The organism is Saccharothrix sp. DSM 118769 (assembly GCF_052936295.1).
Window position 1 is genome coordinate 3,957,074 of the sequence record NZ_CP193627.1, and the last position, 21,643, is coordinate 3,978,716.

The 21,643-nt window shown below is 73.8% G+C and carries 20 protein-coding genes and 1 pseudogene; 14 read left to right on the plus strand and 7 right to left on the minus strand.

Translation table 11 applies throughout. The annotated features are described in order from the left end of the window. Window positions 1-30: 30 nt before the first annotated feature. Together ACRAKJ_RS17240 and ACRAKJ_RS17245 are read left to right on the plus strand one after the other, a co-directional pair. A complete protein-coding gene (locus tag ACRAKJ_RS17240) occupies window positions 31-678 on the plus strand; it encodes a hypothetical protein (RefSeq protein WP_438919671.1) in 648 nt (215 codons plus the stop codon). A gap of 32 nt (window positions 679-710) precedes the next feature. Beyond that, entirely contained in the window at window positions 711-1,880 is a 1,170-nt protein-coding gene (locus ACRAKJ_RS17245) for an RtcB family protein (protein WP_438919672.1), read from the plus strand. Here ACRAKJ_RS17245 and ACRAKJ_RS17250 read toward each other — a convergent pair. The 4 genes from ACRAKJ_RS17250 to ACRAKJ_RS17265 form a co-directional block, all read right to left on the minus strand. Then, a complete protein-coding gene (locus tag ACRAKJ_RS17250) occupies window positions 1,867-2,337 on the minus strand; it encodes a MarR family transcriptional regulator (RefSeq protein ID WP_438919673.1) in 471 nt (156 codons plus the stop codon). The genes ACRAKJ_RS17245 and ACRAKJ_RS17250 overlap by 14 nt on opposite strands. Further along, entirely contained in the window at window positions 2,334-3,227 is an 894-nt protein-coding gene (locus ACRAKJ_RS17255) for a DODA-type extradiol aromatic ring-opening family dioxygenase (protein WP_438919674.1), read from the minus strand. Before ACRAKJ_RS17255 ends, ACRAKJ_RS17250 begins: the two co-directional genes overlap by 4 nt. Continuing rightward, window positions 3,224-3,922, minus strand: a complete 699-nt coding sequence (locus tag ACRAKJ_RS17260) for a GTP cyclohydrolase II RibA (protein ID WP_438919675.1) — start codon at window positions 3,920-3,922, stop codon at window positions 3,224-3,226. Before ACRAKJ_RS17260 ends, ACRAKJ_RS17255 begins: the two co-directional genes overlap by 4 nt. 143 nt (window positions 3,923-4,065) lie before the next feature. Then, the gene (locus ACRAKJ_RS17265; protein ID WP_438919676.1) at window positions 4,066-4,809 is read right to left on the minus strand and encodes a DUF3800 domain-containing protein; all 744 of its coding nucleotides are present in this window, start codon (window positions 4,807-4,809) and stop codon (window positions 4,066-4,068) included. A gap of 120 nt (window positions 4,810-4,929) precedes the next feature. Here ACRAKJ_RS17265 and ACRAKJ_RS17270 point away from each other — a divergent pair, with 120 nt between their 5' ends. Continuing rightward, a complete protein-coding gene (locus ACRAKJ_RS17270; protein WP_438919677.1) occupies window positions 4,930-5,169 on the plus strand; it encodes a hypothetical protein in 240 nt (79 codons plus the stop codon). Window positions 5,170-5,174: 5 nt separating this feature from the next. Here ACRAKJ_RS17270 and ACRAKJ_RS17275 read toward each other — a convergent pair whose 3' ends face one another. The 3 genes from ACRAKJ_RS17275 to ACRAKJ_RS17285 are packed head-to-tail and all read right to left on the minus strand — an operon-like array spanning window position 5,175 to window position 7,825. Further along, entirely contained in the window at window positions 5,175-5,930 is a 756-nt protein-coding gene (locus tag ACRAKJ_RS17275) for an inositol monophosphatase family protein (RefSeq protein WP_438919678.1), read from the minus strand. Window positions 5,931-5,933: 3 nt separating this feature from the next. Then, window positions 5,934-6,587, minus strand: a complete 654-nt coding sequence (locus ACRAKJ_RS17280; RefSeq protein WP_438919679.1) for an HAD-IA family hydrolase — start codon at window positions 6,585-6,587, stop codon at window positions 5,934-5,936. Window positions 6,588-6,628: 41 nt separating this feature from the next. Further along, a complete protein-coding gene (locus ACRAKJ_RS17285; RefSeq protein ID WP_438919680.1) occupies window positions 6,629-7,825 on the minus strand; it encodes an MFS transporter in 1,197 nt (398 codons plus the stop codon). Window positions 7,826-8,146: 321 nt separating this feature from the next. On the opposite strand from ACRAKJ_RS17285, the gene ACRAKJ_RS17290 reads away from it, so the two are divergent. The 11 genes and pseudogenes from ACRAKJ_RS17290 (at window position 8,147) to ACRAKJ_RS17340 (ending at window position 21,636) form a co-directional block, all read left to right on the plus strand. Further along, window positions 8,147-10,996 carry a LuxR C-terminal-related transcriptional regulator gene (locus ACRAKJ_RS17290; protein WP_438919681.1) on the plus strand — a complete coding sequence of 950 codons (2,850 nt, stop codon included), beginning with the start codon at window positions 8,147-8,149 and terminating at the stop codon, window positions 10,994-10,996. 286 nt (window positions 10,997-11,282) lie between these two features. Next, window positions 11,283-12,545 carry an aspartate kinase gene (locus ACRAKJ_RS17295; RefSeq protein WP_438919682.1) on the plus strand — a complete coding sequence of 421 codons (1,263 nt, stop codon included), beginning with the start codon at window positions 11,283-11,285 and terminating at the stop codon, window positions 12,543-12,545. A 26-nt stretch (window positions 12,546-12,571) separates the two neighbouring features. Beyond that, window positions 12,572-13,360, plus strand: a complete 789-nt coding sequence (locus ACRAKJ_RS17300; protein WP_438919683.1) for a 2-amino-3,7-dideoxy-D-threo-hept-6-ulosonate synthase — start codon at window positions 12,572-12,574, stop codon at window positions 13,358-13,360. A 40-nt stretch (window positions 13,361-13,400) separates the two neighbouring features. Further along, complete coding sequence (locus ACRAKJ_RS17305; RefSeq protein ID WP_438919684.1) at window positions 13,401-14,306, plus strand: family 3 encapsulin nanocompartment shell protein; 906 nt, start codon at window positions 13,401-13,403, stop codon at window positions 14,304-14,306. Beyond that, on the plus strand, window positions 14,303-15,223 hold the full coding sequence (locus tag ACRAKJ_RS17310; protein ID WP_438919685.1) for a sulfotransferase: 921 nt from the start codon (window positions 14,303-14,305) through the stop codon (window positions 15,221-15,223). Before ACRAKJ_RS17305 ends, ACRAKJ_RS17310 begins: the two co-directional genes overlap by 4 nt. Then, window positions 15,223-15,981, plus strand: a complete 759-nt coding sequence (locus ACRAKJ_RS17315) for an SDR family oxidoreductase (protein ID WP_438919686.1) — start codon at window positions 15,223-15,225, stop codon at window positions 15,979-15,981. Before ACRAKJ_RS17310 ends, ACRAKJ_RS17315 begins: the two co-directional genes overlap by 1 nt. A 32-nt stretch (window positions 15,982-16,013) precedes the next feature. After that, complete coding sequence (locus ACRAKJ_RS17320; RefSeq protein ID WP_438919687.1) at window positions 16,014-17,669, plus strand: AMP-binding protein; 1,656 nt, start codon at window positions 16,014-16,016, stop codon at window positions 17,667-17,669. 12 nt (window positions 17,670-17,681) lie between these two features. Further along, a complete protein-coding gene (locus ACRAKJ_RS17325) occupies window positions 17,682-18,827 on the plus strand; it encodes an acyl-CoA dehydrogenase family protein (protein WP_438919688.1) in 1,146 nt (381 codons plus the stop codon). Window positions 18,828-18,869: 42 nt separating this feature from the next. Beyond that, window positions 18,870-19,436: pseudogene (gene cysC / locus ACRAKJ_RS17330) on the plus strand (adenylyl-sulfate kinase); the annotation flags it as partial. Beyond that, the gene (gene cysD, locus ACRAKJ_RS17335; RefSeq protein ID WP_438919689.1) at window positions 19,433-20,347 is read left to right on the plus strand and encodes a sulfate adenylyltransferase subunit CysD; all 915 of its coding nucleotides are present in this window, start codon (window positions 19,433-19,435) and stop codon (window positions 20,345-20,347) included. The pseudogene cysC and the gene cysD, both read left to right, overlap by 4 nt. Next, window positions 20,347-21,636 (plus strand): GTP-binding protein, encoded by a 1,290-nt coding sequence (locus ACRAKJ_RS17340; RefSeq protein WP_438919690.1) that lies wholly within the window; start codon window positions 20,347-20,349, stop codon window positions 21,634-21,636. The genes cysD and ACRAKJ_RS17340 overlap by 1 nt, the downstream gene beginning before the upstream one ends. Window positions 21,637-21,643 lie beyond the last annotated feature (7 nt).

Genomic DNA, 21,643 nt, shown 5'->3' on the forward strand with positions numbered 1-21,643 from the left:
GGTGGGTGGCGGGCGTGGTGGGGTGACGGCGTGAGCGGAGGTGGTGGCGCGTGTCGGGGTGACGGGGCGTGGTCGGGCAAGGGCGGCCGGGCGGGTCGTCGTCGTGCCCGTTCGGCGCTCGTGGCGTGGGCGCTGGCGGCACTCGTGCTGCCGGCGGCCGGGTGCGTCAACTCGCGGGTCGAGCGAGTGGTGTGGGGGCCGGGACCGATCGCCGGGCTCTCGGCGGGCGATGCGGTCGTGGCGGCCACCGAGTCCGCACCGCCGGCGGAGCCGGGGGTCGGGCTGCCCGGCCTGCCCGGCCTGCCCGTGCTGGAGGCGAAGCGGGGGCCGCTGCCGGCGCGGGCCGCGCCGATGCCGTGGCGGCGGATGGTCGACGGCACGGACCGCCTCGTCGTCCGCTACCAGGAGCGGTTCGCCTGCTACGCGCCTCTCGGGTTCTTCGTCGAGTACACCGCGACCTCGGTCGTGCTCGCCGCCGTCGCCGAGGACCGCCGGGACTCCGGGACCTGCCCCCTGGACCAGCCGGTGCCGCGGCTGGTCGAGGTCCGGTTGCCCGAAGCGGTCGGTGGTCGGGTGCTCCTGGCCCCGCCGCTGGCGGAGGAGTTCACGGCCGTCCTCGACCAGCCCGTCGTCCTGCCGCGCCACCGGTGGTATTCGGGTCGCGTTCGCGCTCGATGACGCATAACTTCAGCATCGAGCAGAGGAGAACCGTGGAGCAGATCAGCAAGCGCCTCATGAACTGGGCGTCCATCCTGGACCCCGGCACGCGCGAGCAGGCCGAGAAGACGGCGCGGATGCCGTTCATCTTCCCGCACCTGGCGCTCATGCCGGACGCGCACCTCGGCAAGGGCGCCACGGTCGGCAGCGTGATCCCCACCCTGGGCGCGATCATCCCGGCCGCCGTCGGGGTCGACATCGGCTGCGGCATGATCGCGGTGCGCACCCAGTTCACCGGGGACGACTTCCGCTCCCGCCCGCTCACCCCGCTGCGCGAGGCCGTGGAGAAGGCCGTCCCGCTGTCGGCGGGCAAGTACAACACCGCCCTCACCGACACGGCGCGCGAGCGCGTCGAGGTGCTCGGCGCCCGCGCGGAGGAGGCCGGGTTCGACCCCGCCTCGTACGCCGGGAACTGGCGGCTCCAGCTCGGCACCCTGGGCAGCGGCAACCACTTCATCGAGATCACGGTCGACGAGACCGACCGGGTGTGGCTGTTCCTGCACAGCGGCAGCCGGGGCGTCGGCAACAAGATCGCGCAGAAGCACATCCGCATCGCCCAGGAGCAGTGCCGTCGTCGCTGGGTCGACCTGCCCGACCCGGACCTGGCCTACCTGGTGGAGGGCGAGGACGAGTTCTGGCGCTACGTGAAGGAGATGCGCTGGGCGCAGGAGTTCGCGTGGCTCAACCGCGAGGAGATGATGGACCGGCTCGTGCGGTGCGTGGCCGAGTGGACCGGCCGTGACGTGGAGCGGACCGAGACGACGAACTGCCACCACAACTACACCGAGCAGGAGACCCACTTCGGCAAGCGCGTGTGGCTGTCCCGCAAGGGCGCCATCAACGCCGAGGAGGGCCGGCCCGGCCTGATCCCCGGCTCGATGGGCACCGCGTCGTACGTGGTGGTGGGCAAGGGGAACCGCCTCGCGCTGAACTCCTCGCCGCACGGGGCGGGCCGCGAGTACTCGCGCTCGGCCGCGCGGCGGGCCTTCAACCGCGAGGACCTGCGCAAGGCGATGGTCGGCATCGAGTACCGCGACACGGACGCGTTCATCGACGAGATCCCGGCCGCCTACAAGGACATCGACGTCGTGATGCAGGACGCGCGGGACCTGGTGGAGGTGCGCCACACGCTGCGGCAGGTCGTCAACGTCAAGGGTGACTGAGGCCGGCGGCGATCTTGTCGGCGACGGCCTTCAGCCGGGCGACGTCCTGCGCGGTGAGGTGGTCGAAGACGAGCCGGCGGACCTCGGCGACGTGGCCCGGGGCCGCGGCGTCGAGGACCGCCGCACCGGTGTCGGTGAGCCGGGCGACCTGGCCGCGCCGGTCGGTCGGGCACGCCCGGCGTTCGACCCAGCCGCGTTCTTCGAGGCCGGCGACGGCGTGGGACAGCCTGCTCGGCGTGGTCCCGGTGGCCCGGGCCAGGTCGGTCATGCGCACGGACCGGTCGGGCTGGTCGCTCAGCATCGCCAGCACCTGGTAGTAGGCGTGCGGGACGCCCGTGTCCTGGCGCAGCTGGCGGTCGAGGGCGGCGGGCAGCAGGAGCAGCACCCGGGTCAGGCTCATCCAGGTGTCCAGCTCCGGCCCGGTGAGCCACCGGGGAGCCTGGTCGGTGCCGCTCACGACGTCTGGAACGATCGCCGGGCCAGGCCCATCATGTACCCCTCGATCGTGGTGGTGACGGGGGCGGCGGGGTCGGCGGCGGCGCCGAGGGTGACGAACAGCGGCGTGAAGTGCTCGACCGTGGGGTGCGCGTAGGGCATCCCCGGCGCGCGGTCGCGGAAGGCGGCCAGCTCGTCGACGTCACCGCGGGCCAGGGCGTCGGCGGCCCAGGCGTCGAAGTCGGCCGACCAGCCGGGGACGGCGTTGTCGACGACCATGTCGCGGGTGAGGAACGGCAGGCCGTGCGTCATGAACCCGGAGCCGACGACCAGCACGCCGTGGTCGCGCAGGGGGCGCAGCCGCTCGCCGAGGGCCAGCAGCCGGGACGGGTCGTGGGTCGGGATGCTGAGCTGGAGCACCGGGACGTCCGCCTCCGGGTACATGACCTTGAGCGGCACCCAGGCGCCGTGGTCGAGGCCCCGGCCGCGGTGCTCGTGCACCGCGTCGGGCAGGAGCGAGGCGACCTGGCGGGCGAGGTCGCCGGCGTCGGGCGTGTCGTAGCGCATCCGGTGGTAGAGCGGGTCGAAGCCGCCGAAGTCGTACACCAGCCCGGTGCCCGCCTCGGTGCCGCTGATCGCCAGGGGCGCGGACTCCCAGTGCGCGCTGACGATGAGCACGGCGCGGGGCCGGGGCAGGTCCCCGGCCCAGGAGTGCAGCTCGGTCATCCACGGCCCGTCCTCGAACAGCGGCGGCGCGCCGTGGCTGAGGTAGAGGGCGGGCAGCGGCCCGTCGGCGGGCGTCCACGGCCGGTGCGCGTCGGCGGGGGCGAGGGCGACGCGGTCGAGGTGCTGCCGGAACGGGTGCGAGGCGGGCACGAGGGCGTCCGCGCGCGCCGTGGTCGTCGTGGTCATGGGGTGCGCTCCGGGGTCGGTCGGCCCGAGACGGGCAGGTCGAGGGTGTGGTGGGTGTGCGCGACCTTCGCGGCCAGGTAGCGGGCGTTGGTCGGGGAGAGGTGGACGCCGGTCGGGACCCGTTCGGCGACGTGCACGCCGAGCGCGTCGAGCTGGGCCGCCTTGTCGGGGTTGTTGCTCAGCAGCGCGACCCGGTCGACGCCCAGCGCGTGCAGCATCTGGGCGGCCGGGGTGTAGTCCCGCTCGTCCTCGCCGCGGCCGAGGGCGGTGTTGGCCTGGTAGGTGTCCAGGCCGGTGTCCTGGAGCGCGTAGGCGTCGAGCTTGGCGTACAGGCCGATGCCGCGCCCCTCCTGCCGCAGGTACAGCAGGAACCCGCCGGCGTCGGCGATCCGCTCGACCGCCTCGCGCAGCTGGGGGCCGCAGTCGCAGCGCAGGCTGCCGAACACGTCGCCGGTCAGGCACTCGCTGTGCGGCCGGACCAGTGGGGCGTCGAGGGGGCGGTCGACGGCGGCGCGCCAGTCGCCCAGGCCGAGGGCGAGGTGCTCGCGGCCGTCCGCCAGGCCGGTGAAGGTGAACACCTCGGCCGCGGTGCTGTAGCCGTCGGCGAACTCCAGGGGCACGACGACCCTGGTGCGCACGGACGCGGGTGCGGGCCTGCTCGGCCGGGTCGCCGGGTCCACCGCTGTGCTCGTCATCCCGACCTCCGGAGGTGAAGTTCCGAGGACAGCCTGCGCCCAAAAACTTGAAACTTCAACAACCTGGGATGTGGTCTGCGTCATGCCGCCGTTCGTCCCGAAAGGACGGACCAGTGGTCCCGATTTGCGTGGTTACTTCAGTGTTAACTGAAACAAGTCCTCGACGGGCGCACCGGGTCGGATCGGGCGGCGAACGGCGGGTGCTGCTCGGGACGGGGGTGGCGGAGGTCGCCGAAGAGGTAGGGGCGCAGCAGGGCGATGACCTCGTCGTCGCGCCTGCCGTGCAGCTCCTCCTCGGCGGTGCGGCGGGCGATGCCGGCGAGGAAGTCGGCGACCTGGACGCGGGCGTCGGCGCGGGAGTCGACGAGGGTGAGGCGCCGCAGGCCCGGTGCGCTCTGCTGGAGCTTCCTGATCCGGGCGGCGGTGAGGGAGGGGTGGTGGTCGTGCAGCACGTCGACGTCGCCGCCCCAGTGGGCGACGGCGCGCACGATGGCCGGGAACAGCGGGTCGAGGGCTCCCCGGGGGCCGCGGGCGCGCAGGGCGTCGTTGTAGGGGCCGAGTTCGCCGGTGGGTGGGTGGCCGTAGGCGGCGGTGACGCGTTCGGCGAGGAAGAGGCGCTTGTCGACGAGCTGCACGTGGCCGTGGCCGAGGAGGGGGCCGTCGGGGCCGAGCAGCCAGACGAGGGCGGTCCGGTTGCGGGTGCGCAGGACGTGGTTGGCCTTGTACTCCTCGGCGGGGGAGCGGATGCGGTCGCGCAGTTCGCGGACGCAGGCTTCGGCGGTGGCGAGGTCGAGGCGGACGGCGGCGTGGGTGAACACGGCGGTGACCCCGCCGACGAGCTTCTCGCCCTCGGAGCCGGATTCGTCGCACGCGATCTCCACCGTCATCCCGTGGTCAACGTACAAGCGGTGGGGGTGTTCTACCAGCGTTTTCCGGGGTGGTGGTCGGGGGTGGGGTTCGGTCGATCGGCCCAAGCCGAAGCGTGCGGGGGCGGGGATCATGGGGGCATGCTGGAGTTCAACGAGGACAACGGGGCCTACGAGTGGTGGGTCTCGGCGAACCCCGGTCAGTTCGTGATCGACGCGGAGCGGTCGTTGGAGCCGGGGACGATGGTGCTGCACCGGGCCGGCTGCCGCAGTATCGGCGCGGTGACGGGGTTGGGCGAGCACATCAGGATCTGCGGTACGCGGCGTGAGCTGGAGGCCCGGTACACCTCGGTGCGCCCGTGCGGTGACTGCGTGCGCTGACCGCGTCAGGCCGCGGTGCGGTCGCGGGCGGTGGAGAGGGCGGTCAGCAGGGTGGTGGCGAGTTCGGGGCGGCAGACGAGCAGGTCGGGGATGCTCGCGTCGGGGGTGCCGTAGACGAGGGGTGAGCCGTCGATGCGGGAGGTGTGGGCGCCCGCGGCGGCGGCGACGGCGGCGGGTGCGGCGCTGTCCCACTCGTACTGGCCGCCGGCGTGGACGTAGGCGTCGGCGTCGCCGGTGCACACGGCGGCGGTCTTGACGCCGGCGGAGCCGAGGGGGACGAGGTCGACGTCGAGGACGTCGGCGAGCGCGTCGACGAGGGCGGGTCGGTGGCTGCGGCTGACGACGACGCGGGGGCGGGTGCGTCGGGTGGGCGGGGGGAGCGGGGTGGGGGTGTCGGTGGCGTGGGTGCGGCCGGAGGAGAGGGCGACCGCGCCGGCGACGAGGGTGCCGCCGTCGGCGAGGGCGACGTGGACGGCCCAGTCGCCGCGGTCGCGGTCGCAGTACTCGCGGGTGCCGTCGAGGGGGTCGATGATCCACAGCCGGCCGGCGCGGCGGTCCTCGGGGGCGGTGCCGCCCTCTTCGGAGAGGACGGGGTCGCCGGGGCGGTGGCGGGCGAGGGCGGCGACCAGCTGGTCGTGCGCCAGCCGGTCGCCCTCGTCGCCCAGGTCGGTGCCGTGCAGGTCGGTGCGTTCGGCGCGCAGGCGGAGCAGGAGGTCGCGCGCGGAGTCGGCGAGGCTGCGGGCGAGGGTGTGGTCGTCCACGGGTCAGCTCCTGGCCGCTGTGTCGGGCGCCGCTGTGTCGGGCACGGTGACCGCGATGCGGTCGCCGACGACCTCGAAGCGGACGTGGGAGAGGTCGGGGACGACGACGTCGGCGTCGAGGTCGTGGCCGATGCCGAGGGTGGTGCAGCCGGCGGCGCGGCCGGCGGCGAGGCCGGGTTCGGTGTCCTCGACGGCGAGGCAGCGGCGGGGGTCGAGGCCGAGCTTCTCGGCGCCGACGAGGTAGGGCACGGGTTCGGGTTTGCCGCGGTCGACGTCGTCGGCGGTGACGAGGACGTCGGTGACGGGGAGGTCGGCGGCGGCGGTGCGGGCCTCGGTGACGTCGCGGGTGCAGGAGGTGACGATGGCCTTGTGGTCGCCGACGGCGTGGATGGCCTCGACGGCGCCGGGGAGGACGACGACGCCCTCCAGGTCGTGGGTGGCGATGTGGGAGTAGTGGGCGAGGCCCTCCTCGTGCCGCTCGGGCGGCAGGAGGGCGGCGACGATGTCCTTGGCGGGTTTGCCCTTGGTGCCGGCGAGGAGTTCGGGGTCGACGCCCTCCTCCTCGGCCCAGCGCTCCCAGGCTCGGCGGACGGCGGCGGTCGAGTCGATCAGGGTGCCGTCGAGGTCGAAGAGCACCGCGTCGAATTCCAGTCGCATGGTGGTCCTTCCGTTGGCGGGTGTGGGTGTGGGGTCGGTGGTCAGTGGTCGGCGGTGGCGGAGTGGTGCTCGTGCCGCGGCTCGGCGGTGTCGCGGCGGGCGACGTGGCGGGTGAGCAGGAAGACCAGGCCGAGGGCGGCGATGCCGGCGACGGAGCCGAGGACGGCGACGCCGGGCAGCCCGGCCTGGTCGAGGGCGATGCCGCCGAAGCCCGCGCCGGCGACGATGCCGATGTTGAACGCCGAGACGGCGAAGGACACGGCGAGTTCGCCGCCTTCGCCGGCGGCCCGGAACAGCGCGGCCTGCACGGCGGGCACGAAGGACCAGGCGGCGAGCTGCCAGACGGTGACCAGCACGATGGCGGGCACGACGGCGGTGGAGAGGGGGAGGACGGCGAGCAGGGCGGCGGCGGTTACACCGGAGGTGATCAGCAGGGTGAGGCGGGAGTTCCGGTCGGCGCCCTTGCCGCCGATCATGTTGCCGGCGACGGCGCAGAGGCCGGCGATGAACAGCACGATGATGACGAGGGTGCCGTTCATGCCCGCGCGCTGCTCCAGCAGCGGCACGAGGTAGGTGTAGACGGTGAACGAGGCGCCCCAGAACACGGTGATGGCGGCGAGGCCGACGATCACGGGTCGGGTGCGCAGGGCGCGCATGCGGTCGCCGAGGCCGGGACCCTCGTCGTCGGCGCCGACGGGGGGCAGGGCGGTGGCGATGAAGGCCATGGCGAGCAGGGCCATGCCGCCGATGACGAGCATCGGGACGCGCCAGCCCATGTGCTGGCCGAGCAGGGTGCTGAACGGCACGCCGAGGGCGGTGGCGGTGCTGACGCCGGCCTGGATGGTGGCCATGGTGGACGCGCGGCGGTCCTCGTTGGCGAGGCGGGCGGCGGCGCCGAGGGCGGTGCCGAGGTAGAGGCCCATCATGGCGCCGGAGAGGATGCGCGACCCGAGCAGGACGGGGTAGTTGGGCGCGAGCCCGGCGGTGAGGTGCCCGAGCGCGAAGACGGTCAGGCAGCCGAAGAGGACCTTGCGGCGGTCCACGCGGTGGAAGACCGCGGCCAGCACGGGTGCGCTGATGGCGAAGGCCACGGCGTTGAGCGTCACGAGTTGTCCCGCGACGGCTTCGGAAACCCGTAAGTCGCGGGCGATCTGGGGCAGCAGGCCGACTACCGCGAATTCGGTGCACGACACCGCGAACGCCCCGGCGAACAACGCCCAGATCCAGATCTTCTTCACAGCACCCTCCAACGGGGGCGGATGGGGGGAGGAGTCGGTTCGAGGGTTGACGCTCCGGGCGGTGGTTACGCAAAGGGCTCGGCGGGTGGGTGGTGGGTGACTGCCGGGTGAATCCGCGAAATGCCTGTAAACGGGTGTGGGCGGCGCGGTCGCGGGGTGGTGGGCGCGGGTGTGGATTCACCGGATCGGAGCAGTGTCGCGGAGGGTGAAGCAGCCGTTCGGAGGACCGCGGGCGGTGTACCGGCGGGTACCACGGGGGGAGCAATCGGCGAGCCCTGGGGGCCCGTGCACGAGTGTCCGCGACGGCGAGGAGGAATTCGCGTGCTCGAGGAAGGCGTCGAGCCGATCACACCACCACCGACGAGGCGATTAGCGGGGGACGGGGCCGCGGAGGCGGTCGAGGCGGCGCTCGCCGCGCTGGAGAGGGGGGAGGGCGGGGTCCTGGTGGTCGAGCAGTCCGGGCTGCTCGGTCGGCGGACCGTCGTGGAACGGGTGCGCGCGGAGGCGGCGGCGCGGGGCGTGCCGGTCGTGCACGGCCGCGCCACCCGGTTGGACCGGGTGGCGCCGTTGTCGACGCTGGTCGTGGCGCTGGGGGCGCGCCAGGCGGGGTTGGGTGAGCTGGACGGCGACCGGATGGCCGTGTTGGAGCAGTTGCGGGCCCGGTTGGTGCGGTTGTCGGACGGGTGCGGCCTGCTGGTGAGCCTGGACGACTTCCACCACGCGGACGAGTTCACCGCGTTGGCGCTGCGGGTGCTGGTGCCGGCGTTGGCGTCGACGCCGGTGCTGTGGTTGTTGTCTTTGCGCCCGCCGTTGGCGTCGGTACCGGTGTGGGGTGTGGTGGACGCGCTGCTGGAGGGGGGTGGGCGGCGGGTGCCGCCGGAGCGGCTCACCGAGGAGGGTGTGCGGCGGTTGTGCGAGGAGGCGTTGGGCGCGGAGGCCGACGCGGAGGTGCTCGGGCTGGCCGCGGTGGCCGACGGGCACCCGGACCTGGTGCGCCGGGTGGTGCGGGCGTTGCACGCGGCGGGGCACGTGCGGGTGCGCGCGGGTCGTGCGGAGGTGGTCGCGGGGGCGGAGGGGTTGCCGCTGCCGGACTGGTTGGTCGCCGAGGTGCGGTCGTTGCTGGTGGACCTGCCGGAGCCGGTCACCGCGCTGCTGGAGGCGGGTGCGGTGCTGGGGAGGCCGTTCACGGTGCACGAGGTGGCGGGGTTGACCCGTCGTCCGGTCAGCGAGCTGGTGTCGGCCGCGGGCGAGGCGGTCGAGACGGGTGTGCTGGTGCCGGGTCCGCGGGGGTTGGGTTTCCGCAGCGACCTGGTGCGGGGGGTGGTGTACGCGGGGTTGGCGGAGCCGGTGCGGATGGCGTTGCACCGGGAGGCTGCGGACGTGGTGGCCGAGGAGGGGCACAGCCCCGACGAGGTGGTGCACCACGTGGAGCGCGGTGGGCGGCGTGGGTCGCCCGCGGTGGTGGAGGCGTTGCGGCGGGTGGTGCGGGCGCGTGCGGCGACGGCGCCGGACGCGGCGGCCGACCTGGCGCTGCGGCTGCTGGACCTGCTGGGGGACGGGCACCCGAGCGCGGCGGGGGTGACGGTGGAGGCGGTGCGGCTGCTCGCGGCGGGTGACCGGGGCCGGGAGGCGTGGGACCTCGCGGTGCGGGCGCTGCACCGGGACCTCGACGCCGAGGCGGAGACGCGCCTGGTGTGCGCGTTGGCGGCGTTGACCGACCCGGCGCACGCGCGGGGGGACGAGCACGCGGTGGTCGAGTACGCCCGTCGCGCGCTGGCCAGGCCGGACCTGACCGAGCAGCACCGGGCCGAGCTGGGTGCGGTGCAGGCGTACCGGTTGGCGGCGATCGGGCACACGTCGGCGGCCGAGCGGGCGGCGGAGGAGCACCAGGTCACGGGGTTGGGCCGGGGTGAGGCGTTGATGCTGGGGTCGGCCGCGCAGGGGTTGGTGGCGCTGCACCACGGCGAGTTCACCCGGGCGTTGGAGCTGACGCGGGCGGCGGTGCGCGAGGCGGACCGGATCGGGCCGGTGGGGTGGCGTCGGCACCCGCGGTTGTGGTTGTGCCCGCCGCTGGTGGCGCTGGACCGGTTCGACGAGGTGGATTCGACGTTGGAGGTGGTGGAGCGGGAGTCGCGGCGGTTGGGCACGCCGTGGGTGGAGCCGGAGTGGCGGTACCACCGGGCCCGGGTGCGGGTCGCGCGGGGCGCGCTGCCCGACGCGGAGGTGGACGCGGAGGCGGCGGTGCGGGCGGCGCGGGAGCGTGCGGCGGGTCCGCTGCTGGGCAAGGCGCTGCGGTTGTTGGCGGAGGTGCGCACGGCTCGCGGGGACCTGGCCGCGGCGCAGGCCAACCTGAGCGAGGTGGAGCAGCTGGGCGGTCGTGACGTGGACCCGGCGCAGCTGACGTGGCGGCGCGTGCTGTGGTTGTGCGCGGCGGGTCGGGAGGACGAGGCGGCGGAGGTCGCCGAGGGTGTCCTGGCGGCGGCCGACCTGTTGACGTTCGAGGCGACGTCGACGTCGCCGATCGCGCCGGTGCTGCTGCGGTTGGTGCGGCGCCGGGGTGACCGGCGGCGGGCGGAGCAGGTCGTGCGGGCCGCGCAGGAGTTGAGCGACCACAACCCGGGGGTGCCGTGGGTGGCGGCGACGGCGGCCCACGTGCGGGGCCTGGACAGGGGTGACCTGGCCGAGGTGGTGTCGGCGGCGGAGCTGCACCGGATGACCGAGCGGCGGCCCGCGATGGCGCGGGCGCTGGCGGACGCGGCCGAGCTGGCGCACCGGGCGGGTGACCGGGCGCGGGCGCGGGAGCTGATGGCGGAGGCGGAGCGCACGTGGGTGGCGTGCGACGCGCGGCCGGCGGCCCGGCAGGCGGCGCGGTACCTGGCCCGCTTGGCCGAACGGGGCGGTGGTGGTGAGGTCGCGGTGGAGGACGAGGTGGTGCCGCCGCCGGCGCCGGAGCAGTGGGCCAGCCTCACGGAGACGGAGGTGCGGGTGGCCCGGCTGGTGGCGCGCGGGTTGACGAACAAGGCCATCGCCAGCCGGTTGACGCTGTCGCCGAACACGATCGGCACGCACGTGCGCAACGCGTTCACGAAGTTGCGTGTGACCAATCGCGTCGAATTGGCGTTGCGGGTCATCGCGCAGGGGCGTCAGGGGTCGGGCGCGCACCGCGGATAACGGTGTGACCGTTGTGGCGCCCGTCGGCGGTCCGCCGGCGGGCGCCTTTTCGTGCGGCCATTCGTCCTCACCCATTCACGTGAGGCGGCGGTGACGCGGGCGCGGCCGGTGCGGCGGTAGTTCACGTGTTTGCGCGAGCGTGGGCATCACCCCGGTGTGGGAACTCCTTTTGCGTACGGAATCGAGCCCATGGACGTGTCGGGGCGCTCGAACCGCTCTGGGGATCGCTCGACGGATCGCTCCGCGGGATCGCGCGGCGCGGTCGACTCCACGTGAACGGAGTGGCATGGACATCAGCATCCAGAAGTACGGCGGCAGCTCGTTGGCCGACGACGCCCAGGTCGCCGCCATCGCGCGGCGGGTCCAGCGGGTGCGCGCCGACGGCACCGCCGTGGTGGTCGTGGTGTCCGCCCGCGGTGACACCACCGACCACCTGGTCCGCGCGGCGACGGCGGTGAGCCCGGCGCCGGACCCGAGGGAGACCGACAAGCTGCTCGCGACCGGCGAGCTGGCCTCGGCGGCGTTGCTGGCCATCGCGCTGCGCGAGCTGGGTGTGCCCGCGGTGTCGCTGTCGGGGCCCGACGCGGGGCTGAGGGCCGTGGGCAGGCCGGGTGCGGGCGTCATCGCCTCCATCGAGGTCGAGCACGTCCGCTTCTGGCTCGACCGGGGCCACGTCGTGGTCGTCGCCGGGTTCCAGGCCGTCGACCGCAACGGCGAGCTGGTCACGCTCGGTCGCGGCGGGTCGGACACCTCGGCGGTCGCGCTGGCGGTGGCCCACGGCGCGCCGGTGTGCGAGATCTACACCGACGTCGAGGGCGTGCGGCGGGCCGACCCGCGGGTGGTGCCCGACGCGGGGCTGCTGCACCGGCTGCCCGCCGAGGTGATGGCCGAGATGGCGTTCTCCGGTGCGCGCGTGCTGCACCCGCGGTCGGTCGAGCTGGCCGCCGCGCACGGCGTCGACATCGTGGTCCGCGACGCGTCCGGGCGCGGTGAGGGAAGCACGATAACCGGAAGGGGAGCAGCGATGCTCGACTCGGACGTCCTGGAAGGACGGGCCGGCGTGGTCGCGGTGACGCACGACGAGAAGGTGACGCAGGTCGTGGTCACCGCCGAGTGCGACCTGGTCGGCGGCGGCGCCCGCGTGCTGGAGGCATTGGCGCGGCAGGAGATCACGGTCGACTCGGCGATCTGGTGGTCGCAGCCGGGCACGGCGCTGCACGTGGCGCTGTGCGTGGCGGACGACGCGGTGGAGGCCGCGGTCGTCGCGATCGAGGAGGAGCTGGCCGCGCACGAGTGCGTCGTCACCCTGCGCGAGGAGCTGGGCCGGGTCGCGGTCGTGGGCACCGGTCTGCTGAGCAGGCCCGGTCTGACGGCGCTGGCGCTGTCGTCGCTGGCGACGGAGGGCATCCCGGCCGAGTGCGTGTCGTGCAGCCAGGCCAGGACCACGTTCCTGGTGCCGCGGCACCGCGTCCACGACGCCGTGCGCACGCTCTACCACCGCTTCGGCCTGGAGCACGCGGACGCCGAGGCGCCCGCCGTACCCGCCTGAGACCCACCACCACGAAGGGAGTTCCCGTGAGCCAGCCCCAGTCCTTCGGCGCCCGCCTGCGCCTGGACCGCATCGACCGCAACGGCGACGGGAGGCTGATGATCGTCCCGTTGGACCACTCGGTGGCGGACGGTCCGGTCACCCCGGACGACTCGCTGGACGACCTGGTCGCTGAGCTGGCCGCCGCGCGGGTGGACGCCGTGGTGCTGCACAAGGGCACCGTGCGGCACCTGAACCCGAAGAACTTCGTGAACACCTCGCTGATCGTGCACCTGAGCGCCAGCACGTCGCACGCGCCGGACCCGGACGCCAAGTACCTGGTGACCAGCGTGGAGGCGGCGTTGCGGCTGGGCGCGGACGCGGTGAGCGTGCACGTCAACATGGGGTCGCAGCAGGAGGCGGCGCAGATCGCGGACCTGTCGCGCACCGCGGAGGAGACCGACCGGTGGGGCATCCCGCTGATGGCGATGATGTACGCGCGCGGTCCGGAGATCGAGGATTCGACCGACCCGGAACTGGTCACCCACTCGGCGACGCTCGCCGCGGACCTGGGCGCGGACGTCGTCAAGGTCAGCTACCCGGGGTCGGCGGCCGCGATGGCCGACGTCGTCGCGGCGTGCCCCATCCCGGTCGTGGTGGCCGGCGGTCCGCCGGTGGACGAGAAGCGGGTCCTGCTGGAGCGGGTCGCGTCCACCGTGCGCGCCGGCGCGGCCGGGGTGGCCATGGGCCGCAACATCTTCCGGCACCCCAACCCGGGCCGGTTGGCCCGCGAGATCGGCGACGTCGTGCACGGCCGCATGGCGATCGCCGCGTGAGCGCGGACCACCCGCCGCAGAGCCGACGAGGAAGGCAGTGATGACAGCACAGACCAGCTCCCCCCTCAACCAGACGCGGCAGCTGCTGGCCGATCCGGCGATGACCGAGAGCACACCGGGCTCGGAGTTCGCGCAGGCCGCGGCGCTCGGCAACGGCGACGAGGACGTCACGGTGACGTTCCGGGCGTACCTGCCCACCGCGTTCCCGCTGTTCGCCGAACGCCCCCGCTACACGGTGCGCCAGCTGATGAAGATGGCGACCATCCGCGACGGCGCGGTCAACTTCGTCTACGAGCCGCAGCCCGACGAGCAGCAGGGCAAGGCGTCGGGCACCACGTTCGACACCACCCCCGAGTCGGCGTTCAAGCCCACGCTGGGCCAGGCGCCGCTGACCGACATCGGCGTGACGCTGCCGGTGCCGCCGGGGCTGCTCGACCACCCGCGGCTGCTGGCCTCGTTCATCGACTTCCGGCTGCTGGTGCGGTTCGGCACCACGGAGAACCAGGTGCTGCTGCGCGGCAGCGACGACGGCGCCGTGCCGGGCCTGCTGGAGCTGCCCGACGCGCGCCGCGTGGAGGTCGACCGCAAGCCGGTGGAGGTGCTCACCGAGGCCGCCGCGCTGGTGGAGGAGACCGGTGGCTCGTGCGACGGGATCGTGGCGCACACCGCCGTGTACTGGGAGGCCGTGCAGTCCGGTCTGCTGGGCAGGCTCGCCGAGGCGGGCGTGCGGATCTCGCGGACCCGGATGATCCCGCGCCACCAGGTGCTGCTGGGCGACTTCCGGGCCGCGACGACGTTCCTCGACCCCGGCGTGGCCTACCTCAAGCTGCACCGCGGCGGCGCCCCGGACGGCGGCGACCTGCTGGAGGCCAACAGCCGGATGGGCCTGGCCGTGCACCTGCCGCAGCACTTCGTCCTGCTGGAGCAGAAGGGGGGCGGCTCGTGAAGGTCCTCTACATCACCGGCATGATGCGCTGCGGCAGCACCATGATCGGCAACGTGCTGGGCGAGGTGCCGGGCACCCTGCACGTCGGCGAGCTGCACTACCTGTGGCGCAACGGCGTGCTGCGCAACGGCACGAACTCCGACTGCGGCTGCGGCGAGCCGGTCGCGCTCTGCCCGCTGTGGTCGGGGGTGCTGGGCACCGGCGTCGCCGCCGACCCGCACGCCGCCGCGGCGGTCGAGGCGGTGCAGAGCGCCCGGCTGCGCGCCCGCCACACCCCGGCCCGGCTCGCCGAGTCCCTCGGCCTGCGCCGCACCCCGGCGGACGTCGCGTGGCTGACCGGCGTGACGACCGAGCTGTACCGGGCCGCCGCGTCCGCCTCGGGCTCCGAGGTGCTGGTGGACGGCTCGAAGTACCCGGCCGAGGCCGCCGCGCTGCTGGGGCGCCGGGAGCTGGACGTGCGCGTGCTGCACGTCGTGCGCGACGCTCGCGCCACCGCGTACTCCTACCGCAAGGACAAGAGCTACGTGGAGCGGATGAGCGCGGGCCGCAGCACCGGCATCTGGGCGGGCGTCAACGCCGCCTCGGACCTGCTCGCGCTGGCCGGCCGCGACCGCTACCTGCGGGTGCGGCACGAGGACTTCTCCGCCCGGCCGCGCGAGGTCGTCGAGCGGGTCATGGCGTTCGCGGGCATCACCGGGCCCAACCCGGTCGACGCCGACGGCACGGTCGAGCTGGGCGTCAACCACACCGTCACCGGCAACCCGGACCGCTTCCACCACGGCCGGGTGCCCATCCGGGCCGACCGGCGCTGGCGGACCGAACTGGACTGGAAGCCGAAGGCGCTGGCCACCGCCGCGGCCGGGCCGCAGCTGCTGCGCTACGGCTACCGCGTGCGCGCGGGGGAGGGGAAGGGCTGATGGACCTGGGACTGGACGGCAAGGTCGCGATGGTCGCCTGCGCGAGCAGCGGCCTGGGCCTGGGCGTGGCGACGGCACTGGCCGCCGAGGGCGCCGACGTGTCGATCTGCGCCCGCGACGCCGACCGGCTCGCCGAGGCGCACGGCAAGCTGGAGGCCGCCGGCGGCGGCCGGGTGCGCAGCCAGGTCGTCGACGTCGCCGACACCGCCGCCGTGCGGCGGTGGGTGGACGACACCGCGGCCGAGTTCGGCGGGATCGACATCGCCGTCGGCCACACCGGCGGCGTCGTGCAGGGCCCCGTCGACGACTTCGGCCCCGACGACTACCGCGCGGCGGTCGACACCGCGCTCATCCCGCACGTCGCGCTCGTCACCGCGGCCACGCCGCACCTCAAGCGCGGCGGCTGGGGCCGGGTGCTGCTGATCACCTCCGAGGCGGTGCGCCAGCCCATGCCGCACAACGTGCTCTCCGGCGTCGCCCGCCAGGGCGTGCTGTCCTACGCGCGCAACCTGGTGCACTCCTTCGGCGACAGCGGCGTGACCGTCAACGTCCTCGCGCCCGGCTACCACGACACGCCGGCGCTGCGCGGCCCCACCGGCGAGGACGCCGCCGCCGCGGCCGCCGAGGTGCCGCTGCGCAGGGTCGGCGACCCCGACGACTTCGGCGCGCTCGTCGCGTTCCTCGCCTCGCGCCAGGCCGCCTTCGTCACCGGCGCCCTGCTGCTGGTCGACGGCGGCAACACGCGGGGCGTCGTCTGACCGACCACCACGACACGATCACGGGAGAGCTGATGTCCGCGGAACTCAAGGACAAGTACCTCGCCGAGGGGTGGTGGCGAGCCGAGGAGACGCTGGTCGACGACCTGCGCCGCGCGGCCCGCGAGCACCCGGAGCGGCGTGCGGTCGTGGTGTGGCACACCGACGGCCGCGACAAGGAGACCCTCACCTACGCCGAGCTGGAGGCCCGCGTCGAGCGGATCGCCGCCGGCCTGGCCGGCCTGGGCGTGCGGCACGGCGACGTGGTCACCCTCCAGCTGCCCAACTCCTGGCAGCTGCTCGCCACGACGCTGGCGTGCTCCCGGATCGGCGCGGTCGCCGGCCCCGTGCTGCCGATCATGCGCAAGCGCGAGCTGACGTTCATGACGGGCCTGACCGAGAGCAGCGTCTACATCGGACCGGTCAGCCACCGCGGGTTCTCGCACGCCGAGCTGAGCGAGGAGGTCGCCCGCGAGGTCGGCACCGTCGAGCACCGCGTGCTCGTCGGCGCGGCGGACGAACCCGAGGGCACCCCGGGCCTGGCGGGCGCGCTGGACTTCGACACCGCCCTGCTCGGCGAACCGGGCACCGAGGGCGCCGTCTTCGGCGACACCGAGGGCCGCGAGGCGCGCCCCGACGACACGGCGTACCTGATGTTCACCTCCGGCACCACCGGCGAGCCCAAGGGCGTGGTGCACAGCCACAACACGCTGCACGCCACCAACCGCATGCAGATCGACGCGCTGCACCTGACCGGCGACGAGATCACCGCGATGGGCTCGCCCACCACCCACAACGCCGGCTGGACGTGGAACTTCACCATGCCGCTGCTGCTGGGCGCCACGTGCGTGCACATCGACAACTGGGACGCCGCGCTGATGCTGCGCGTCCTGGAGGAGGAGAAGGTCACCTTCTTCATGGGCGCCCCGCCGTTCCTGGTCGACCTCATCGACCAGCAGCAGGAGCAGCGGCGCGACCTGTCGAACCTCACGACCTTCGCCACGGGCAGCGCGCCCATCCCGCCGGTGCTCGTCGAGCAGGCCCGCGACGTGCTGGGCTGCCGGCTCTACGCCCTGTGGGGCATGACGGAGAACGGCGCGCCCACCATCACCCGCCCCGAGGACCCGGAGATGCGCGCCTCCGAGAGCGACGGCTCGGCCGTGCCCGGCATGGAGGTGCGCATCGTCGACGAGGAAACGGGGAACCCGGTGACCGACGGCGGCACCGGCCGGCTCCAGGTGCGCGGTGCGACGCAGTGCCTGGGCTACTTCCGCCGGCCCGACGTCTACGCCGGGAACGTCACCGACGACGGCTGGTTCGACACCGGCGACCTCGCCCGCGACGACGGCCACGGCGGCATCCGCATCGCCGGCCGCGACAAGGACGTCATCTCCCGCGGCGGCGAGAAGGTCCCCGTCGTGGAGGTCGAGGCGGCGCTGCGCCGCCACCCGGCGATCAAGGACGTCGCGGTCGTCGGCTACCCGGACGACCGGCTCGGCGAGAAGGCGTGCGCGGTGATCGTGGCGCAGGGCGACAAGCCCGAGCTGCCCGACCTGCGCGAGCACCTCGACGGGCTGGGCATGGCCAAGCAGTACTGGCCCGAGCGCGTCGAGTACGCGGGCGAGCTGCCCACGACGCCCAGCGGCAAGGTCCAGAAGTTCAAGCTGCGCGAGCAGCTGGTCGACAGCTGAGGAGGTGGGGACGTGGACTTCGGTTTCACCGACGAGCAGCGCGCGCTGGCCGAGAAGGTGCGGGCGTTCGCCGAGGAGAGGATCGCGCCCGGCGCGGCCCGGCACGACCGCGACGGCACGTTCATGCCCGGCTTCTTCGCCGAGCTGGGACGGGCGGGCCTGACCGGTCTGGGCATCCCGGAGGAGCACGGCGGGCGCGGCCTGGGCGCGGTCGAGGTCGGCATCGCCGTGGAGGAGCTGGCCAGGGCGGAGGTGACCGCCTGCTACCCGGTGCTCAACGCCGCGCTCATCGGCGGCATCATCGCCCGCAGCGGCACCGAGGAGCAGAAGGCGGCCTGGCTGCCGCCCGTGGCCGAGGGCCAGTCGGTGGTCGCGCTGGTGCTCACCGAGCCCGAGCACGGCACCGACGCCGCCGCCATCGAGCTGCGCGCCGACCGCGAGGACGACGGCTGGGTGCTCACCGGCACCAAGACGTCGATCATGCTGGGCGCCCACGCCACCCACGGCCTGGTCTTCGCCCGCACCGGCGAGGACGGCGCGCGCGGCGTCACCGCGTTCTACCTGCCGCTGGACCGCACCGGCGTGACCCGGGAGCGGCTGCACGACCTCGGCGCCCGCGCCGGCGGTCGCGCCACCCTGGAGTTCGACCACGTCGCGGCCGCCGACGACGAGGTCGTCGGCAGCGTGGGGGAGGGCTTCGTCGGCGTCATGCGCGGCTTCGACCACTCCCGCGCCCTCATCGCCGTCATGGCCGCCTCCTCCGCGCAGGCCGCGCTGGACGACGCGATGGCGTTCGCCCGCGAGCGCACCACGTTCGGCAAGCCCATCGGGCAGCACCAGGGCGTGGCGTTCCCGCTCGTCGAGCACGCCACCCGGGTGCACGCCGCGCGCCTGCTGGCCTACGAGGCGCTGTGGCGCAAGGACGCGGGCCTGGACCACCGGGTCGAGGCCAACATGGCCAAGTGGTGGGCGCCGCGCGTCGGCGTCGAGGCCACCCACCAGGCGCTGCTCACCTTCGGCCACCGCGGCTGGAACGACGAGCACCCGATCAGCCGCCGGATGCGCGACGCCATCGGGCCCGAGATCGCCGACGGCACCGAGAACGCCACCAAGCTCGTGGTGGCCCGACAGCTGCTGGGCCGGGAGCACGCGCCCTAGGCACGCCCGGAGAACACGACGACGGAGGAGAAGGAGGAAAGACCTGTGGCCACCACGCTGTGGTTGACCGGGCTGCCCAGTTCCGGCAAGTCCACGCTCGGCCGGGAACTGGTCGCCCGGTTCCGCGACCGGCGGCACGTCCAGCACCTGGACGGCGACGAGATCCGCAAGGAGTTCTTCCCCGAACTGGGGTTCACCAAGGAGGACCGGACCGAGAACGTCCGGCGCATCGGCAAGCTGGCCGCGATGCTCGCCGAGCACGACGTGCTCACCGTCGTGTCCGTCATCGCGCCGTTCCGCTCCGCCCGCGCCGAGGTCCGCGCCGCCCACGAGGACGCCGGCCTCAACTTCGTCGAGGTGCACGTCCACGCCCCGGTCGAGGTGTGCGCGGACCGCGACGTCAAGGGCCTGTACGCCAAGGCCGACCGCGGCGAGGTGGACGGCATGACCGGTGTCAGCGACGTCTACGAGGCACCCGCCTCGCCGGAGGTCCGCGTGGACACCGCCGAGCACGGCATCGAGGAGAGCCTGGACATGATCGAACGCGCCCTGGAGCGCTGCGAGCAGGAAAGCCGGGAACCGGACACGAGGGAGGCGGTGCTGCGATGAGCGCTCCGACGAAGGAGAGGGCGGTCACCGGCGTCGCCACGCTGGAGGCCGAGGCCATCCACATCCTGCGCGAGGTCGCGGGCGAGTTCGACAAGCCCGCGCTGCTGTTCTCCGGCGGCAAGGACTCCACCGCCCTGGTGCACCTGGCGGTGCGGGCCTTCGCGCCGCTGCCGCCACCGTTCACCCTGGTCCACGTCGACACCGGCCACAACTTCCCCGAGGTGCTGAAGTTCCGCGACGACATCGTCGAGCGGTTCGGCCTCTCGCTGCACGTGGCCGAGGTGCAGGACTGGATCGACCGGGGCAAGGTCGAGGAGCGGCCCGACGGCCTGCGCAACCCGCTGCAGACCACGCCGCTGCTGGACACCATCACCGAGCAGGGCTTCGACGCCGTCATCGGCGGCGGTCGCCGCGACGAGGAGCGCTCCCGCGCCAAGGAGCGGATCTTCAGCATCCGCGACAACTTCGGCCGGTGGGACCCGCGCCGCCAGCGCGTCGAGCTGTGGAACCTCTACAACGGCATGCACAAGCCCGGCGAGCACGTCCGCGTCTTCCCGATCTCCAACTGGACCGAGCTGGACGTGTGGCGCTACGTCGACGAGCGCGGCATCGAACTGCCCCCGCTGTACTTCGCGCACGAGCGCGACGTGTACCTGCGGGACGGCATGTGGCTGACCTCCGGCCAGTGGGGCGGCCCGGCCGAGGACGAGGAGGTCGTGCGGAAGGTCGTGCGCTACCGCACGGTCGGCGACGGCTCGTGCACCGGCGCGGTCGAGTCCGACGCGGCCACCGTCGCCGACATCATCGAGGAGATCAAGGCCAGCAGGCTCACCGAGCGCGGCGCGAGCCGGGCCGACGACCGGATCTCCGAGGCAGCCATGGAAGACCGCAAGCGGGAGGGGTACTTCTGATGACGTCCGACCTGTTGCGGCTGGTCACGGCGGGCAGCGTGGACGACGGGAAGTCCACCCTCGTCGGCCGGCTGCTCTACGACACCAAGTCCGTGCTCAGCGACCAGATCGACGCCGTGATCTCCAGCAGCGAGGAGCGCGGCCTGGACAACCCCGACCTGTCGCTGCTCGTGGACGGCCTGCGGGCCGAGCGCGAGCAGGGCATCACCATCGACGTGGCCTACCGCTACTTCGCCACGGCCAGGCGCACGTTCGTGCTGGCCGACACCCCCGGGCACGTCCAGTACCTGCGCAACACCGTCACCGGCGCCTCCACCTCCGACCACGCGGTGCTGCTCACCGACGCCCGCAAGGGCGTGCTGCCGCAGACCCGCAGGCACCTGGCCGTGATGGCGATGCTCGGCGTCCCCGGCATCACGCTCGCGGTCAACAAGCTCGACCTGGTCGACTTCGACCGCGACACCCACGAGAAGATCCGCGAGGAGTTCGTCGCGCACGCCGTCTCGCTGGGCTACCGCGAGGACCAGGTCACCACCATCCCGCTGTCCGCGCTGACCGGCGACAACGTGGTGACCCGCTCGGAGAACACCCCGTGGTACGACGGGCCGACGCTGCTGGAGCACCTGGAGGAGGTCTCACCCGACCGGCGCGGCTGCGACGTCGGGTTCCGGATGCCGGTGCAGTACGTGCTGCGCTCCGACGGCAACGACTACCGCGCCTACGCGGGGCAGGTCGTGGCGGGCCGGGTCGCGCCCGGCGACGAGGTCGTGGTGCTGCCCGCGGGCACCGTCACCACGGTCACCGAGGTCGGCACCCCGGACGGGCCGGTCGACTCCGCCGACGAGGGGCAGCCGGTGACGCTGGTGCTGGCCGACGACCTGGCCGTCACCCGCGGCGACCTCATCGCCTCCGCCGAGCGCAGGCCCAAGGTCGAGGAGGAGTTCGACGCCACGGTGTGCTGGCTGGCCGAGGAACCGCTGCGGCCCGGCGCGAAGGTGCTGCTGCGGCACGGCACGCAGACCACGCAGTGCCGCGTGCCCAGCCTGCCCGCCCGCTTCGACGAGCAGGAGCTGGCCATCGAGCAGGACCCGGAGGAGCTGGCGCTCAACGAGATCGGGCAGGTCCGGCTCCAGGTCGCCGACGCGCTGCCGTTCGACGACTACGCCGAGTGCGTGGCCACCGGCGCGTTCCTGCTGATCGACCCCAACGGCGGCAACACGCTGGCCGCCGGCCTGCTGGGCGACTCGCTGTCGGTGGTCGCCGCCGACCGCCGCGGGCAGGACGGCTGATCGCGGC